The organism is Thermosynechococcus sp. PP555 (genome assembly GCF_031583225.1).
Taxonomy (GTDB): Bacteria; Cyanobacteriota; Cyanobacteriia; order Thermosynechococcales; family Thermosynechococcaceae; genus Thermosynechococcus.
This window is the reverse complement of record NZ_CP134168.1, coordinates 82,801-99,103: the sequence shown is the minus strand read 5'-3', so window position 1 is coordinate 99,103 and position 16,303 is coordinate 82,801. Positions and strand designations below refer to the sequence as shown.

Annotated in this window: 15 protein-coding genes and 1 riboswitch; of the genes, 9 read left to right on the top strand and 6 right to left on the bottom strand. The window is 53.5% G+C overall.

The window, feature by feature from the left end; translation table 11 throughout:
- Window positions 1-22 precede the first annotated feature (22 nt).
- From cmr4 to prmA, 6 genes are all read left to right on the top strand, one after another.
- Window positions 23-820: a type III-B CRISPR module RAMP protein Cmr4 gene (gene cmr4, locus RHH27_RS00480; RefSeq protein WP_302678557.1), complete on the top strand. Its 798-nt coding sequence runs from the start codon at window positions 23-25 to the stop codon at window positions 818-820.
- Window positions 821-822: 2 nt separating this feature from the next.
- Entirely contained in the window at window positions 823-1,212 is a 390-nt protein-coding gene (locus RHH27_RS00475; RefSeq protein WP_206200598.1) for a hypothetical protein, read from the top strand.
- 12 nt (window positions 1,213-1,224) lie between these two features.
- Window positions 1,225-3,168 (top strand): RAMP superfamily CRISPR-associated protein, encoded by a 1,944-nt coding sequence (locus RHH27_RS00470; protein WP_302678556.1) that lies wholly within the window; start codon window positions 1,225-1,227, stop codon window positions 3,166-3,168.
- 32 nt (window positions 3,169-3,200) lie between these two features.
- The gene (locus tag RHH27_RS00465) at window positions 3,201-4,100 is read left to right on the top strand and encodes a J domain-containing protein (protein ID WP_206200596.1); all 900 of its coding nucleotides are present in this window, start codon (window positions 3,201-3,203) and stop codon (window positions 4,098-4,100) included.
- A gap of 145 nt (window positions 4,101-4,245) precedes the next feature.
- Complete coding sequence (serA, locus tag RHH27_RS00460) at window positions 4,246-5,829, top strand: phosphoglycerate dehydrogenase (RefSeq protein ID WP_206200595.1); 1,584 nt, start codon at window positions 4,246-4,248, stop codon at window positions 5,827-5,829.
- Between the two features lie 8 nt (window positions 5,830-5,837).
- Window positions 5,838-6,737 (top strand): 50S ribosomal protein L11 methyltransferase, encoded by a 900-nt coding sequence (prmA, locus tag RHH27_RS00455; protein WP_206200594.1) that lies wholly within the window; start codon window positions 5,838-5,840, stop codon window positions 6,735-6,737.
- Window positions 6,738-6,743: 6 nt separating this feature from the next.
- Here prmA and RHH27_RS00450 read toward each other — a convergent pair whose 3' ends face one another.
- Genes RHH27_RS00450 through RHH27_RS00425 form a run of 6 tightly spaced genes read right to left on the bottom strand, consistent with a single transcriptional unit; the run spans window position 6,744 to window position 12,317 of the window.
- Window positions 6,744-7,907: a glycosyltransferase family 4 protein gene (locus tag RHH27_RS00450; protein ID WP_302678555.1), complete on the bottom strand. Its 1,164-nt coding sequence runs from the start codon at window positions 7,905-7,907 to the stop codon at window positions 6,744-6,746.
- Between the two features lie 30 nt (window positions 7,908-7,937).
- A complete protein-coding gene (locus tag RHH27_RS00445; protein ID WP_302676954.1) occupies window positions 7,938-8,735 on the bottom strand; it encodes an ABC transporter ATP-binding protein in 798 nt (265 codons plus the stop codon).
- A 14-nt stretch (window positions 8,736-8,749) separates the two neighbouring features.
- The gene (locus tag RHH27_RS00440; RefSeq protein WP_302678554.1) at window positions 8,750-9,505 is read right to left on the bottom strand and encodes a HEAT repeat domain-containing protein; all 756 of its coding nucleotides are present in this window, start codon (window positions 9,503-9,505) and stop codon (window positions 8,750-8,752) included.
- A 33-nt stretch (window positions 9,506-9,538) separates the two neighbouring features.
- Complete coding sequence (locus RHH27_RS00435) at window positions 9,539-9,844, bottom strand: urease subunit beta (RefSeq protein WP_206201553.1); 306 nt, start codon at window positions 9,842-9,844, stop codon at window positions 9,539-9,541.
- Window positions 9,845-9,879: 35 nt separating this feature from the next.
- On the bottom strand, window positions 9,880-10,515 hold the full coding sequence (gene pdxH, locus RHH27_RS00430) for a pyridoxamine 5'-phosphate oxidase (RefSeq protein ID WP_206200590.1): 636 nt from the start codon (window positions 10,513-10,515) through the stop codon (window positions 9,880-9,882).
- The gene (locus tag RHH27_RS00425) at window positions 10,512-12,317 is read right to left on the bottom strand and encodes a DUF2339 domain-containing protein (RefSeq protein WP_302678553.1); all 1,806 of its coding nucleotides are present in this window, start codon (window positions 12,315-12,317) and stop codon (window positions 10,512-10,514) included. The genes pdxH and RHH27_RS00425 overlap by 4 nt, the downstream gene beginning before the upstream one ends.
- Before the next feature lie 519 nt (window positions 12,318-12,836).
- Here RHH27_RS00425 and RHH27_RS00420 point away from each other — a divergent pair.
- The 3 genes from RHH27_RS00420 to RHH27_RS00410 all read left to right on the top strand — a co-directional run bounded on the left by RHH27_RS00420 (window position 12,837) and on the right by RHH27_RS00410 (window position 16,302).
- Window positions 12,837-13,772: a septal ring lytic transglycosylase RlpA family protein gene (locus RHH27_RS00420; protein ID WP_302678552.1), complete on the top strand. Its 936-nt coding sequence runs from the start codon at window positions 12,837-12,839 to the stop codon at window positions 13,770-13,772.
- 42 nt (window positions 13,773-13,814) lie between these two features.
- Window positions 13,815-13,913, top strand: a riboswitch (TPP riboswitch).
- A 10-nt stretch (window positions 13,914-13,923) separates the two neighbouring features.
- A complete protein-coding gene (thiC, locus tag RHH27_RS00415) occupies window positions 13,924-15,306 on the top strand; it encodes a phosphomethylpyrimidine synthase (RefSeq protein WP_302679175.1) in 1,383 nt (460 codons plus the stop codon).
- A 3-nt stretch (window positions 15,307-15,309) separates the two neighbouring features.
- A complete protein-coding gene (locus tag RHH27_RS00410; RefSeq protein ID WP_302676949.1) occupies window positions 15,310-16,302 on the top strand; it encodes an inorganic phosphate transporter in 993 nt (330 codons plus the stop codon).
- Window position 16,303: the final 1 nt, after the last annotated feature.

The following is a 16,303-nucleotide window of genomic DNA, read 5'->3' as shown; positions in this document are numbered from 1 at the left end:
CAAAGAGACTGGATGATCAACAATGTTTAACCTTGCCTACCTCTACCTTCTCTCCCCCCTCCACACGGGTGGCACCACCCAAGAGGGCAACCTTCTCGGCATTGCGCGGGAGTCCCACACAGAGTTGCCCTACATTCCCTCCAGCACGATTCGGGGTCGCTTGCGTGCCAGTACCCCCGACAAAGACCGCAACCGCCTTTGGGGCAACACCATTGAAGATGTCATGGGCGGCGAAAACACCAACCTTACCCAAGGGCAAGTGTGGGTCGGCGATGGTTCACTCCTGTGGGTACCGGTTCCCTCCCTCAGCCATGGCGTGATCTGGATTAGCTGCCCCATGCTGCTGCATCGTTGGCAACGCCTCACTGGTCAGTCCTCAGGAACAGTCGCTGCCTACAGCACCAGTTTAGACACCAGCAAACCTGTTTATCTCAAGGACGCGATCCTCAAAGGCGATCAGCTCAAGCCTTGGGAGAAATGGCAAGAGTGGATTCCGATCCGCGAGCAAACCCAAATTCAACAGGTCTTGGTTCTACCCGATCAGCACTGCAAAACCCTCATTGAAACCAGCCTGTGGCGACAGGTCAAGGTGAAACTCGATCAGCATAAAACCGTTGAAGGCGGTTTTCGCTACGAGGAAGCCATTCCCCCCGATACATTGATGTACTTCCCGTGGGGGACGGTTGCCCAACTCAATGGCGCCGCAGAAAAAGTGGAAAGCGATCTGCGGGATGTTTTCGATAGCCACCCAATTCTCCAAATTGGTGGTCAAGAAAGCCTTGGTCGCGGCTTTGTCCAACTTGTAACCCTTGGGAGTTAGCTATGGCCTTTGATCCACGCACAATGGCACAGCCAGTCTATGAAGCCTTGAGTAAACTGCGGAATGATACAAAAGACGACACTCGGCTGCGGGAGCAAAAAAGCCAAGCCGTTGAACTCTACACCTACTTGGCCACTTGGGGACTGATGCGCCTAAAAGCGGAGGAAGCCGCTCTCAGTCAAGAGGGGAAGAAAGAGGTTGTCAAAGCTTTTTTCCGTGCCCTTGAAGAAACAGCGCATGTTCAGAATTTGGCGGATGACAAAGGCTTGGAGACCCTCAAGAACCTTGACACAGAATCCTACCTTGGCTTAACCGGCTTAGGGTTACAAATTGCCCGTGAATTTAGCTTCTGGACAACCGCCCTTTACGTTGACATCGGCAATGCAGACTAGGAGGAGTACAACATGACAAATAACCCTGCATTACAGCGACCTCAAGTGCATAAAGCAACACAGCGTCCCAACTCAGGAAACGCTGGCAATAGCGGTAGTGGTAAAGGTGGCAGAGGCAATAGTGGTGGTTCCCAAAAGGGCGGGAACACTCCACCCCGTCCTTCCCCATGGCTCGAACATCCCCTTGATCCAAATCCCACCCCCCATCGAAGTGCAGGGTTTGTCGAGTATCTGCGCTGGATGCGATCGCCCGCTAGCCCCGCCAAAGATGGTACGAAAGTGGAACTAATGACAATGGCAGAGCAGGGTGACTATCGCCAACGTTTGCAGGTCTTAACAGAGCGCACTCGCCAAATTGCCGGCAAAAACAATTGTTTTGCAGTCACCTGCCCATGGCGCATCCGTGTTGGTGGCCACCGTGGTCCTGAAAGTATCCTTCTGCCTGCCTTTGATAACCTAGGCATTCCCTATATTCCCTCCAGTACCTTGCGGGGCGTTGCTCGTGCCCAAGCCATTCGGGAGGTGATGCAAAACGAAGGCGTACCTTGGGCTGAAGCAGACAAACTCGTCGGCCAGCGTTACTTTGGTTATCTCGACAGCAGCGACTCTAGCGAAAAAGCTGGCAAAATTATTTTCCTCGACGCCTACCCCTTGCCTGAACAAAAGAACGGGGGACTAGCAGTGGACATGGCCAACAACCTTTGGTCATGGAATAATGGCAACCTCAAGTATGCTGCCAACCCAAACGTGTTCTTTTCCCTGCGAGAAGCTTCATTTCTTATTGGTATTAAACCTACCAATCATTGCTCTCCTCAAATGCTTAAACAGGTCAAGAACTGGTTGATTCGCGGCCTGACCCAAGGAATTGGTTCGCAAGTGAATGCAGGCTACGGCATTTTAGTCGAATCCCTAAAACAGGTGGAGCGTGGCTTCTTTAGTGTGGATTTTACTGTTCAAGGCCAACTCATCCACGGTTGCCAAAAGTGTACGTCTACGTCATGGCAATGGAACGTTAGAAATCAAGCGTGGCAGATGCGCGGGCAACCAGAGGCCGAGGTGCGAGCTACAGCCTTTAAGTCCCTGCTGCGATACTGGTTTCGTGCCTTTGCGCGGGGGGTGTTGCCCCCAGCAGAAGTCCAAAGCCTTGAAGGAATGATTTTTGGTGCAATTCAGCCGCAACCCAAACATGGCTACCTGCGGGTACGGGTGATTAATGGGAGGGTGACCCAACCTGAGGCACGCCCTAATCAGCAAGGTAAAAACGATCCCTGTGGAGAAGAACAGGGGACACTGGTATTAGACTATTCTTCTGAAGTTCCTGATGCCCACAAAGAAACGCTAAAAGAGCTGGCAAGCAACTTGATGTGGCTCATGTTTCACTTGGGTGGCATTGGTCAAGGGGCACGTCGCCCTTGCTACTCTCGTAAAACCCGTAACCAAGCACCCTGGTGGCGTGGTTCTAATCTGATTCCTAAAAACAATAATCCCTTTTGGAAACTCCCCAGCAGTGCCAAGGAATTCAAAGAAATTTTTCAACAGCGACTGCAAAGGTTTTATGAAGCTTTAGGGCAGCTTAGTAATCACCCAATCAACCCGACTCAACCATTATCCATTGGCACTGTTACTACCAACCAATGGGCAGAAGCAATTGATGCAAACTGCCGTATCGTTGTTTGCAGTCGTGGTCCCAGAGGAGAAGTTTGCAGTGGTGATTCCAGAGAAGAAAAGCCCTACGGCCTTGCCCTTCTTCATGACCCTAACCTTAAGGTGAATGGTAACTACGACAAAAATCTCTGTGGTTCCACTGGCAAACCCTCGCCAGTTTGGGTGGCTGACTTAGGGAACTATCAAGTTATTACGATTTTTGGCGTCAATAAAGATCCGCGCCTCGAGTTTCTGAAACACTTGAATAAGTCTGGAAGATGTTTGCAACTATTTCCTTTCAAATCTTCTTGACCTTTTGAGCTTGAATAAATACCTAAGGAGCCATGACCGACTACTACGACATTCTTGGCTTGCAGCCGGGTGCTTCCAAAGAGCAGATCAAAGCAGCCTATCGCCGCCTCTGCCAAGAGTGCCACCCTGATAAACTGCCTCCTGAGACCCCCAAAAAGGCGCGGCAAATCGTCGAGGAGCACTTCAAGCAAATCAACGAAGCCTATGCCTACCTCATGGAGCAGGGCGATCGCCCGCCCCCACCTACCCAACCAGCAACAGATGTTAGAACTGCCCGCTCCATTTTCGATCCCGCTCGTATGGAAGCCGTAGCTCGGAAACTGGAGACAGAGCGGCAGGCCATTCAACGGCAGTATCAGCAATCAATCAATGCTATTGACCAACAACAGCGGCAAAAGCTAGCTTGCCACGGCCTCAAGATTGACGATTTGGATACAGTCGATCCAGCAACCAAATGGGGCAACGTTATTCAGGGGGGGATTCTCTTGTTGGTTGGCCTATTGGTAGGGAGTGTAGGCGGTCTTTTGGGCTTTCTGGGATACCTGTGGGCTTTCTTCTGCTTTTGGGGAACCTTGGGGGCAATGCTGACAAAAACAGTGAGTCCCCGAAAATATAAAATTATTTGTGAGATTAAAAAGGAAACTGAAGCAGCAAAGGCCGCTGCTGCGCAGAAAAAAGAACGACGATTACAGGAGCAATCTAGTTACATTCGTCGTCAGATTGACTATTTCAAAACTCTACCCTTGGAAATGCTTTCAGAATCCTTTGTTCAAAATTTAAGTGATGAAGATCAGTTTTTCCTGCTCTTGGCCATCAAAGAAAAAGAGGATGATGAGCAGTGGGCGCGCACAGTTGCAGCCGGTGTAGAGATTGCTGCAGCAGCGGGTGTGGTTCTACTGCTGTCGCAACTCTTTCTGGGTGAGCCATTCTAATCTGAGCGCAACCAAGAAAAACAGGAAGGGAGGAACGATCGCCCCCCTATTAGGAAGAGTTTTGCTGAAACGCATTCTACCCCTACCCTTAGCGAAATAAAATGTGATAGCATAACTGTTCTGGCATTATACCTAGTGTTTACCTATGCCCAAAGTTCTGGTTTCCGATCCCATTGAACAGGTGGGGCTTGATTTACTTGCCCAAGTGGCACAAGTCGATGTCAAACTTGGCCTCTCAGAGGCAGAACTGATCAAAATCATTCCCGAGTACGATGCCCTGATGATTCGATCGGGAACCAAGGTCACAAAGGAGGTCATTGAGGCCGCCAACCAACTGAAGATTATTGGTCGGGCAGGGGTTGGTGTAGATAACATCGATGTGCCTGCGGCCACCCGTAAAGGGATCATGGTGGTCAACTCCCCAGAGGGCAACACCATTGCTGCTGCGGAGCACACCTTGGCGATGATGCTCTCCCTTGCCCGTCATATTCCCGATGCGAATGCTGCGGTGAAAGCAGGTCAATGGGATCGCAAACGCTTTACGGGCGTAGAGATTTATAAGAAAACCTTGGGCATTATTGGCCTAGGAAAAATCGGCTCCCACGTGGCCACCGTTGCCCGTGCTATGGGCATGAAGCTTCTTGCTTACGATCCCTATCTATCTACGGAACGCGCCGAACAACTGGGCTGCCGCCTCGTGGAGTTGGATGTTCTCTTTGCGGAATCCGACTTTATTACGCTGCACTTGCCGAAGACCCCAGAAACGCAGCATCTGATTAACGCCAAAACCATTGCCAAGATGAAGCCCACAGCCCGCATCATTAACTGTGCGCGGGGGGGCATTATTGATGAGGCAGCGCTTGTGGAGGCGCTCAAGACGGGTAAGCTGGCGGGGGCTGCCCTCGATGTCTTTGAAACTGAACCCCTTGAGGCGGAGTCTCCGCTGCGTGCCTTGGGGATGGAAGCCATCTTGACCCCTCACTTGGGGGCTTCCACGGAAGAAGCACAGGTGAATGTGGCCATTGATGTTGCCGAGCAGATTCGCGATGTGCTCCTAGGGTTGCCGGCGCGATCGGCGGTAAATATTCCGGGTCTGCGTCCGGAGGTTCTTGAGAAACTGGCGCCCTACATGCAGTTGGCGGAAACTCTTGGTAATCTTGTGGGGCAATTGGCGGGTGGTCGGGTCGAGTCTCTGGAAGTCCGTTTGCAAGGGGAATTGGCCACCAATGACAGTCAACCGATTGTGATTGCTGCTTTGAAGGGGCTACTCTCACCAGCGCTGCGGGAACGGGTGAACTACGTGAATGCTGGGTTAGAAGCTAAAGAACGGGGAATTCGCGTGGTCGAAACCCGCGATGAATCACAGCGTGACTATGCGGGATCCCTAGCGTTGATTGCTAAAAGCCCCTCGGAAACCCGCTCGGTGTCTGGTGCCTTGCTGGCTCACAGTGAATTGCGCATCACCAGTATTGATGACTTTCCCATTAGTGTGGCGCCAACCCGTTATATGTTGCTGACGCTACACCGCGATATGCCAGGCATTATTGGTAAAATTGGCACCCAGTTAGGGAGCTTTAATGTCAACATTGCCAGTATGCAAGTGGGACGCAAGATGGTACGCGGTAACGCGGTGATGGTGATTAGCTTGGACGATCCCCTACCCGAAGGCCTCTTGGAGGAAATCTTGAAAGTCCCCGGTATTCGTGATGCCTATATCGTGAATCTGTAGGCACGGTTGTGGTACAGCGTTGGTGGGAAATTACCGTCACTTGTCAAGCTGAGGCGGAAGAGCTGGTCTATTGGCGCCTTCAATCCTTTGGCTGTCAAGGTACGGCAACCCAGCAACAGCAGGGGCGGGTGTTGATCCAAGGCTATGTGCCGCAGCAGCAGGTGACCCTACTGGACATTGCTGCCCTAGGGGTTTGGATTGAGCAAGATGTGGTGGCGCAGGGCTACCTCTCGCCAAAACTCCACTGGCAGTTGGTGAATGAACAGGATTGGGCCCATAGTTGGCAAGCCTATTGGCATCCAATACCGGTGGGCGATCGCCTGCTGATTTGTCCGGCTTGGGAAACCCCACCCCTTGACAACACCCGCTTGGTGATCAAACTGGATCCTGGCATGGCCTTTGGCACCGGCACCCATGAAACCACGCAGCTTTGCCTTGAGGCTCTAGAGATGCAATTGGATCAAACCTTTGAGCCGCTGCCACCCACGGTGATGGCTGATATTGGCTGTGGTAGCGGCATTCTGGCGATCGCCAGCCTCTTGCTAGGGGCAAACAAAGCCTATGCCGTGGACACCTCGGATCTGGCGGTGACTGCGACTCAACGCAATGCTGAACTCAATGGCATCAGAGCCGACCAGTTGATTGTCAAGCAAGGGAGTTGGGAACAAGTCCTCGAACTGGTGGATGGCCTTGTCTGCAACATTTTGGCACCCGTGATTATCGAGATTCTGCCCCACTTGCCAGCAATTGTGAAACCCAAGGGCTGGGGCATCTTTAGTGGCATTCTTTTGGATCAAGCGGATCGCGTAGCGGCGCAACTGGAACAGCAGGGCTGGAGCCTAGGTAGTGTCTGGCGACGGCACGAATGGTGTTGTCTCAATGCTCGCTTTGAGCGTTTGCCAGACTAGAGGGAGCTAGCTTTTCACCTTGGCCGCCGGGCGCGCCAAAGAATACGAAGCCATTAGTTCTTGGTAGCAGGCCTCTAGGCGATCCAAGTTGTGACTGAGGCTATAGTGCTCCAGCACCCGTTTGCGGGCTTTGTCCCCAAGGAGGCGAATCATTTCCGGGTGTTGATAAAAAATGGGCAGCAGCGTTTGCAACTGGGTTTTCACATACTGGGGATTCAAGACAATGCCTGCCCCAGTGAGCACTTCACCATCGGCACCCACATCGGTAGCCAAGCAGGCCAAGCCACAGGCCATTGCCTCTAGGAGCGACAGGGATAACCCCTCAATTTGCGAGGGCAAAATGAACACATCACAGCCGCGTAAAATTTGTAGCCGCTCTTGATCATTAACGATCGAGCCAAGCCAGAGAATATTTTGATCTGGACCATAATTGGCCATCAAGGAGGGCATCAGGGCACCGCCACCCACCATTAGCAACTTACAATCCGCCGGCATTTCCGCTGCACACCAAGAGCGCAGCAGCGCTTCAACATTCTTCTCAATAGCCATCCGGCCTTGATAGATATAGAGGTAGCGTGCCTTAAAGTCCTCTTTGGTCGTAGAAGGTCCCGGTGTATATTTTCGCGTATCGACGCCATTGGGAATCACCCGCAGCGTCTCAGCACCAACCCCAAGACGAATCAGTAGTTCCTTTTGCGATTGGGAAAAGACAATCACGCGGTCATAGCGAGCCAAAAAGGGGGCATACAGTTGGTAAGTCATCAAGGCGGTGCCCGTCGTTAGGGTACGATACTTTTCGCTGTAGGCAGGATGAAACGTGGCAACCAAGGGAATGTTTAACTCTTCACAAATGTCGGGCAGAAAGAAATCGAGGGGGGAGAGGGTCAATGAGGCGTGGACAATATCGGGTTTGAGTTTTTTAAGGGACTCAACCAGAACTTTGTTGGCTCGCAGGGAGGGCAGGGTATAGACTTGCGATTTATACAGGCAAGGGAGCGTCACATCTGGCATCTCCCCTTCGTTCTCAGCTTCCTGTTCATCCTCTTGGGCAAAATGCAGAAAGCTCACTTGGTACCCGCGATCCAATAGCCCATTGGTAATTTCACGACTATAGGTGACATTGCCGCAGGGGGGAGATTTTTTGCCAAGCCATGCGATGTGTAAAGCCACGATTATTGATTCCTTGATTTATTACGTTATTTATAGAGCAGCGGTACCCACTTGATCAATGATCCGAATGGGGCCATTGACATCGCCGCTGAGAAACTGCCGCAGGTAGGGATTATCGGTCGTGCGGGCTTCGGCATGGGTGCCCTGCCAGCAAATGCGCCCTTGATAGAGGAGAATCAGGCGATCGCCCGTGCGCTCAATGGTACTGTTTTGGTGGGTAACGACAACGTAGGCATGCCCCGTCTTCTCCCGTAATTCGCGAATCAAATCCTCAATCACTGTTGAGGCAATGGGATCTAGCCCTGCCGTTGGCTCATCGTAAAGCAGCAGGTAGGGGTTGTCATTGGGATCTTCGGGATTATCCACAATGGCGCGGGCAAAGCTGACTCGCTTGCGCATCCCCCCAGACAACTGCGCTGGGTAGAGGTCTTCCATGCCAGCGAGGCCGACCATCGCTAGTTTTTCACTGACAATTTCGCGAATGCGTGCCTCCGGCAAACGCGTATGCTGGTACAGGTAAAAGCCGACATTCTCAGCAACCGTGAGGGAGTCAAAAAGGGCAGATTGCTGAAAGACCATGCTCATCCGCATCCGACAGAGACCTTCTTGCCGTAATCCTTGACGGCGCTCTCCTGCAACATACACTTCGCCTTTATCGGGAGCGACTAAGCCAGCAATAATCCGCAAAAGGGTTGACTTACCGGTTCCCGAAGGCCCCAGAATCACTAAGGCATCATCGGGATAGATGACTAAATCCACATCATTCAGCACCTGCTGATGGCCAAAGGCTTTGCAGACACCGCGTAATTCCACCAATGGTTCGGCCATCGTGTCGGCCTCTCCTAGCTAAAGGCTTCTACTTGAAGGTCTGCGATCGCTTGCAGGCCGCGGGCATCTCCTAACTTAAAAAGAGCCGCCTTGGCATCTTCTTGAACCCCCATATCACTGTCTTGGAGAGCGGCAATGAGTTGATCAATCGCTTGGGTGTAAAGAAGCCCAAGGGGAATTTTGCGGCAGGCATGACCTAAGGCCCAAGCACAGTTACTGCGCACAGCGGCAATTGCATCCTGAGCCAAGGCAAGGGCAAGGGCAGGAATGGCAACCGTCGCCGCCTCTTCACTAGCTTCTGCCACCTGACCCAAGGAACTCGCCGCCCAGAGACGCACGGCAGAAATATCCGTTTGCAGGGCACGAATCAAGGGATCAAGGGTGCGCCGATAAATTTCTGGCAGGGGAAAGCGGACGCCACAGTTACCCAGCGCCCAAACAATGCCTTTGCGGACATAGCCATTCCAGTCCCGCTCCAATTGCTGAATGAGGGCATCCACCGCTGCCAAACTGGGGTTACGGCCAAGGGCATAGGCGGCACTGACACGGACAAGGGGACAGGGTTCTTGCAGGAGATTGATGAGATAGGGTGTGGCGCGTTCATCCTGCAATTCGCAAAAGGCGCGAGCCGCCAACATCCGCTCCGTCACATCGGCGGAGGTCAGCAGGGGCAACATGGCTTCGGGATCGGGGCGATCGCTCTCCTCACTCGGCAGCGCCGCTAGTGCATCTTCTGAAGTGTCGAGAAGGGGGAAATCATTGTCATCCATACTGTTTAATCTACAGGATGCTTGGAATCCCGACTAGAGCGCACCGTTGACTTCGCCGCGAAAGCCATAGATTTGGCGACTGCCACCAAAGGCCACCAGTTGCACCACCCGCTCATCCCCCGGCTCAAAACGAATGGCGGTGCCAGCGGCAATATCTAAGCGCATTCCTCGTGCCTGTTCACGATCAAATTGGAGGGCCGGATTGACTTCGTAAAAGTGGTAGTGAGATCCCCCCTGAATTGGGCGATCGCCCGTATTGGCCACCGTTAACGTCACCGTTGGCCGGCCAGCATTGAGTTCAATGGTTCCCTCTGCGGGGATAAGTTCACCGGCAATCATGGGCATCTCAGCCAATCTCTAAAGATATCCCTATCCTAGGGGTAGAGGCGCACCCGCTGCCAGTGGTCTCCTTGGCGCCGATAGCACAGGCGATCGTGGAGGCGATTGGGTCGCCCTTGCCAAAATTCAATCAGGGTCGGTAGAACACGATAGCCCCCCCAATGCTCTGGCCGAGGGACATTTTCGCCATAGCGGGCTTCCACTTCCGCAAGGCGGGCTTCCAAATCGGCGTAGGATTCTAAAACCTCACTCTGCTGGGATGCCCATGCCCCCCAACGGCTACCCAAAGGACGACTCTGGAAGTAGGCATCGGACTCCGCTGCACTAATTTGCTCAACAGTGCCTTCAATGCGCACCTGCCGTTCTAGCTCTGCCCACCAAAAGACAAGGGCAGCCTTGGGATGGGCGGCTAATTCTAGACCTTTACGACTGCGATAGTTCGTAAAAAAGACAAACCCGCGATCGTCCACATCTTTGAGCAAGACCAGTCGTGCAGCAGGCATGCCATCGAGGCCAACGGTGGCCAGCGTCATCGCATTGGGTTCCGGTAATTCAGCGTTGACCGCATCCGTAAACCAGAGGCGAAACTGTTCGATCGCATCCTCAGCCGCCTCACTTTCGAGGAGACGTTGACGACGGTAATCACGGCGCAGATCAGCAATGCGGGTCATGGGGTTTCTTCGGACTCATTTGTTGGGGTTTCTTCACTGATCCTAGAGGATTCCACGGGCGATCGCCGCCACAGGGCGCGGAAAAAATAGCTCAGCAGCAAAAAAATCAAACCAAACCCCATAAACAGGAGTACTCGCCACACCGGCGCAAGATGGATGAGATCAACAAAGAAAAGCCGCACCAAAGTAATGATCAGCGTGATTAAAGCCACCGTGCGCACCGCTGAGGTGTCCCGTCGCAACCCATAGATCAGCAGTCCGACGCCAAAGAGTCCCCAGACAAGGGTGGCTGCCCCCGTACCAAAGGGCGCCAGTTCGTGCTGCATCCAGATCATCGTCACTCCATGACCCAATATCCAGTAGAGGGGGCGGGTGGGTGGGGGCAAAAAACGGATACTGACTGCTGCGGCGCCAAGCACCACCAAATGGGAGAAAAAAGCCAGATTCAACAGCGGGGGGCGATCGGCGGCAGTAAACAGCAGTTGCCCAACAAAACCAAGGCCGAGCAGTCCCCACCAAAGATGGGCAATAACCCGCAGGGTGCGCGAGGCATAGTGTTGGCTCAAATAATGCAAAATCAGCCCCTCGATCGCCAGCGGTGCGAGGATAAAGCGATTGCTGTAGTAACGAACAACAATGCCAAGGGCAATGAGCACCAGTCCCGTCAAGCTATAGACCCAGCGCCAAGATTGCGGCAAGTGTCGCCAGAACAGACTGGTGCCAAGGTAAAGCACCCCAAAAACAACAAACACCCGCCCCGTTAGCGTTGCCGACCAATCCCAGAGGAAGGCACTTAAGCCCAAAGCAATCAGCGGATTAAAGAGGGCGATCGTCTGACCATAGGGCCGTGGGGAAGTCTCCTGAGGGCGATACAGCTCCCCTGCCCTGTCGCGATCGCGTCCCTGATACCAAGGGGGTAATACCGTAAAGCCCAGCCAAGTCAACGCCAGAATGATCTGTAATGCCACGACCCGATCAAGCCGTTGAGCAGTAATAGACACCGTTAACATCAGCCATCCCAACCAAAAAGCTGACAGCAGGAGCGATCGCCAGCCCTTCACTGCGTAAATTGCCCAACTGCCCAAGAGAATTAAAAACGTATAACTGGCCAAGGCCAAGGGACGACTCATCTCTGTGTTGTAGAGCAGCAAAGGGGTTGCTAAGCCGCCAACCACGCCAATCACCGCAAAAATGGCTCGATTTTGGCGCAACGAGATGAAAAATGCCCCTAGGGTCACTAACACCATCAACGGGAAGGCCACACCCCAAGGCATGACGGTCAAAACCTGATAGGCCGCAAAGATCGTCAGGTAATAGGTCGCCAGACCGCCCCCCTGCAAAAACTGGCTAAAGATGGCTCGCTGCTGCAACCGCCAGCCCAACCCCATCAACACCGTACCAATGACAAAGCCCATGGCCACAAGAACTGCATCGGTAATCCAGCCCAATTCAACGGCGTACCGAAAGAGGAAGCCAATCCCCAACAGCAGCAGGCCGATGCCGAGACGGTTGAGCCACAGTTCCCAATTTTGTAGCCAGTCAGCTTGGGAAGGCCTCACTGGGCGTAACGGTGGCACCGCTGGAGATTCAGACGCTGGGGGTTGTAATTCAGTCGCAGGGGCAGGAGCGATCGCCGTCGGTTCCTCAGGTGGCGTTGATGGTGTTGCGGGTTCTGGGACGCCAGAAGAGGAGAGGTCTTCACGGAGAATGGCTCTTTGCAGAATCTCGAGCGATCGCTGCAGGGCAGCCACAGCGGCTTCTAAGTTTTCAAGACGACGCCGCAAGTCATCCCTATCTTCCATGGTTCGGCTCCCTACGGACTATATCCCCGTTTTATGCGCTAGAGGAGAGAGCCATTCCTTGGGCAATGCACTTTATGAAGTGGCTAGAGGCGCATCCCAAAAGGGGTAAAACGGGAAACAAAATTGGGTGAGAAATCGTCCTATGGCACACAGAAAAGGTCGCAAAAAGCAAATTTTCTCTTTTAGATAAATTTTTATTTTTGGTGATCTGAGTCACAGAAATCTTCAGAAATTAAAAACAATTTGTTAAAAGTTTATAAAATTTTCTTATTTTCTTTCGTCAACTGTAAATTCCGTCAATATGCCAGTCTGCGTAGGTTTGACCGCCTTCAGTGCTTTTTTATTCTTTTTCAAAATGTTTACCATGAACAAAATGCCCCTGATGCTTGATTCTAGGCCTTCGTGGTAGGTTGAAACAGTTCCGCGATGAGAGCGAACACGGCACCAGTAGGGGTAACCCCTGTGTGATGTTGGTGCCCTACTGTCCAGCCGTATGGATGCCCTTTTTAACGGACGCCTATGAAAAAAACGCTTTATGTGGGTCTGACAACAAGCACGTTGGCTGTGTTGGGAATCCTTTCCAGTAGCCGTGCAACCACAACCACACCAGCCATAGAGTCAGGTTCAGCCCCCTCTTCCGCTGTCGTTGCCACCAAAGTGGGGGAACGTCAATCCACGACCCCAACAGCAACGCGGGCGATCGCCAGTCTGCATCGTCACCAACAGCAAGGCCGCGAAGCCGTAACCGTCTATTTGCGGGGGATTCCCGTACTCACCTTCTTGGGTCAACGGGTAGCAGCTACAGAGGGCGTCAAAGTCGCTGCCGCCAACGGCGCCGGGATACCAGAGCAAACCACCCTCTCAGAAGCAGCCCAACAGGCAACCATTCTCACCGCTCGCCTCAATCAGCTCCACGAACAGGGCTTTGATGCCAACCTTGTGCGCGTGGGTTGGGATGCCCAACAACAGCAATACCGCATCTACGCCGACAAAGAACCTCTCCTGACTCTGAACCATCAAGTCACGCTTCCCAATAGTTCACAACGCAATGATGAAAACGCCCTGCGCATTGCTAACCTGATCCGCCGCCAACTGGGGAATGCCCCTGCCCTAACCAGCGTAGAGGGTAGACCAAATACCGTTGTGGCCATGGGACCGATTCGGATGCAGTTGACGGGTATTGCCTCGTGGTATGGCCCCGGCTTCCATGGTGCCCGCACTGCCAATGGCGAGCGATTTGATCAGGACGCCCTGACGGCGGCTCATCGCACACTGCCCTTTGGGACACGGGTACGGGTGACAAATCTCCAGAATGGCCGCTCAGTAGTGGTGCGCATTAACGATCGCGGGCCTTTTACGGGGGGACGGGAAATTGACCTCTCGCGGGGGGCTGCGGCTGCCATTGGCCTCATTGGTGTCGGTGTCGGCCCTGTGCGCATTGACGTTTTAGACTGATTAGACTGATCCCCACCCCCCAAAAGCAAAGTGATAGAATGAACGACATGCTAGGGGTGTCTGCGGTCAGAGCAGGCTGAGAGCAAACCCTTAGAACCTGAACCAGATCATGCTGGCGCAGGGAAGCTGTCTAGAGAGGATTCTATCAATGGTGCGTAGCGAATGGATTGCTGCCCGCAAAGGGCATGACAATGTTACCCAAATGCATTATGCCCGCCAAGGGATTATCACCGAAGAAATGCACTATGTGGCGCGGCGGGAAAACCTGCCTGCGGAATTGATTCGCGATGAAGTTGCCCGTGGGCGGATGATTATTCCCGCCAATATCAATCACCCCAACCTCGAGCCGATGGCGATCGGGATTGCTGCCAAGTGCAAAGTCAATGCCAACATTGGTGCCTCTCCCAACTCCTCCAGTCTAGAGGAGGAACTCGAAAAGCTACGGCTAGCGATTAAATACGGCGCCGACACGGTGATGGATCTGTCCACGGGTGGGGGGGATTTGGATGCCATTCGCACCGCCATTATTAATGCCTCACCCGTGCCCATTGGAACGGTGCCCGTCTATCAAGCCCTTGAAAGCGTCCACGGTAGCGTTGAGCGGCTTACCCCCGATGACTTTCTCCATGTCATTGAAAAGCACGCCCAGCAGGGGGTGGACTACATGACGATCCATGCGGGGATTCTCATTGAATATCTGCCTTTGGTGAAAAACCGCATCACTGGGATTGTGTCGCGCGGCGGCGGCATTCTCGCCAAGTGGATGCTGTATCACCACAAACAAAATCCCCTCTACACCCACTTCCGCGACATTATTGAGATCTTCAAAAAATACGATGTTTCCTTCTCCCTCGGGGACTCGCTGCGGCCAGGGTGTCTCCATGATGCCTCTGATGAAGCTCAATTGGCGGAATTGAAAACCCTCGGTCAACTCACCCGCAAGGCTTGGGAACACGATGTCCAAGTGATGGTGGAAGGCCCCGGCCACGTGCCCATGGATCAAATTGAATTCAATGTGCGCAAGCAGATGGAAGAATGCTCTGAAGCTCCTTTCTATGTCCTTGGGCCCTTGGTCACGGATATTGCCCCCGGCTATGACCACATTACCAGTGCCATTGGCGCGGCGATGGCGGGTTGGTACGGCACGGCCATGCTTTGCTATGTAACCCCCAAAGAGCACCTTGGCTTACCCAATGCTGAAGATGTGCGCAATGGCTTGATTGCCTACAAAATTGCGGCTCACGCAGCGGATATTGCCCGTCATCGTCCGGGGGCGCGCGATCGCGATGATGAACTGTCGCGGGCACGGTATAACTTTGACTGGAACCGCCAATTTGAACTGGCTCTCGATCCGGATCGGGCACGGGAATACCACGACGAAACCCTACCGGCAGATATCTATAAAACGGCTGAGTTTTGCTCCATGTGCGGGCCGAAGTTCTGCCCCATGCAAACGAAGGTAGATGCCGACGCCCTTGCCGAACTGGAGAAATTCCTCGCCAAGGACAAAGATCAAGTGAGTGCCTCTGCCTAGGGCATGGCCATTGATTTCAAGGGGGGGTTGATTGCGATCGCCCTCCTTTTTGATGTCACCAATGGCTTCCATGATGCCGCCAATGCCATTGCAACGGTGGTGGCCACCCGTGCCCTTTCCCTGCGATCGGCGCTCATCCTTGCTGCTGCGGCTAATTTTGGTGGTGCCTTCTTGAGTACGCGGGTGGCGCTAACAATTGAAGCCGGCATTCTCAACAGCAGTGCCTTGGGTGCCCATTGGTTTGGCGTGATTAGTGCCGCACTCCTCGGCGCGATGGGCTGGAATTTGCTCACTTGGTATTGGGGTTTACCCAGTAGTTCTTCCCATGCCCTCATTGGTGGCTTGGTGGGGGCAGCCCTCTTTCAAGTGTCACCACAAATCATCTATTGGCAGGGGATTGTTGAGGCGGTGGTGATTCCCATGGTCGTGTCCCCCTTGGTGGCGATCGCCATCGGCCTTGGTTTGATGACCCTAGTCGAAAAGTGGTTGCAATGGCAAGGAGAACTCCCCCCAGAGCACTGGCAACGGTTGCAGATTCTCTCCGGAACATTGATGGCCGTTGCCCACGGTGCCAACGATGCCCAGAAAACAATGGGGGTGATCACCCTTGCCCTTGTGAGTTGGGGACAACTGTCACCGGAGGCGGGTGTGCCCTTCTGGGTGATGGCTGCCTGTGCCTTGGCGATCGCGATCGGTACCTATGGCGGCGGCGAACGCATTATCCGCACTACGGGGGAGAAAATTACACCCCTTGACCCTGTGAGTGGCTGCTTAGCGAATCTCAGTGCCGCCTTGACTGTGGGAGCCGCAAGTCTGGTGGGCTTTCCCGTCAGTACGACCCAAGTCGTGGTGGGTGCGATTACGGGTGCTGGCTATCGCCATCAAGGGGAAGTGAACTGGCAAGTGTGGGCGCAAATTTTCATGGCATGGGTACTCACGTTTCCCGGTGCAGCCCTGCTGGCGATCGCGATCTCTTTTGGTCTATCCCAACTTTGAG

Bases quoted from the DNA above. Each gene is read 5' to 3' on its own strand.
- cmr4 (WP_302678557.1), top strand. From the start codon at position 23: ATGTTTAACCTTGCCTACCTCTACCTTCTCTCCCCCCTCCACACGGGT.
- RHH27_RS00475 (WP_206200598.1), top strand. From the start codon at position 823: ATGGCCTTTGATCCACGCACAATGGCACAGCCAGTCTATGAAGCCTTG.
- RHH27_RS00470 (WP_302678556.1), top strand. From the start codon at position 1,225: ATGACAAATAACCCTGCATTACAGCGACCTCAAGTGCATAAAGCAACA.
- RHH27_RS00465 (WP_206200596.1), top strand. From the start codon at position 3,201: ATGACCGACTACTACGACATTCTTGGCTTGCAGCCGGGTGCTTCCAAA.
- serA (WP_206200595.1), top strand. From the start codon at position 4,246: ATGCCCAAAGTTCTGGTTTCCGATCCCATTGAACAGGTGGGGCTTGAT.
- RHH27_RS00445 (WP_302676954.1), bottom strand. From the start codon at position 8,735: ATGGCCGAACCATTGGTGGAATTACGCGGTGTCTGCAAAGCCTTTGGC.
- RHH27_RS00440 (WP_302678554.1), bottom strand. From the start codon at position 9,505: ATGGATGACAATGATTTCCCCCTTCTCGACACTTCAGAAGATGCACTA.
- RHH27_RS00435 (WP_206201553.1), bottom strand. From the start codon at position 9,844: ATGATTGCCGGTGAACTTATCCCCGCAGAGGGAACCATTGAACTCAAT.
- pdxH (WP_206200590.1), bottom strand. From the start codon at position 10,515: ATGACCCGCATTGCTGATCTGCGCCGTGATTACCGTCGTCAACGTCTC.
- RHH27_RS00425 (WP_302678553.1), bottom strand. From the start codon at position 12,317: ATGGAAGATAGGGATGACTTGCGGCGTCGTCTTGAAAACTTAGAAGCC.
- RHH27_RS00420 (WP_302678552.1), top strand. From the start codon at position 12,837: ATGAAAAAAACGCTTTATGTGGGTCTGACAACAAGCACGTTGGCTGTG.
- RHH27_RS00410 (WP_302676949.1), top strand. From the start codon at position 15,310: ATGGCCATTGATTTCAAGGGGGGGTTGATTGCGATCGCCCTCCTTTTT.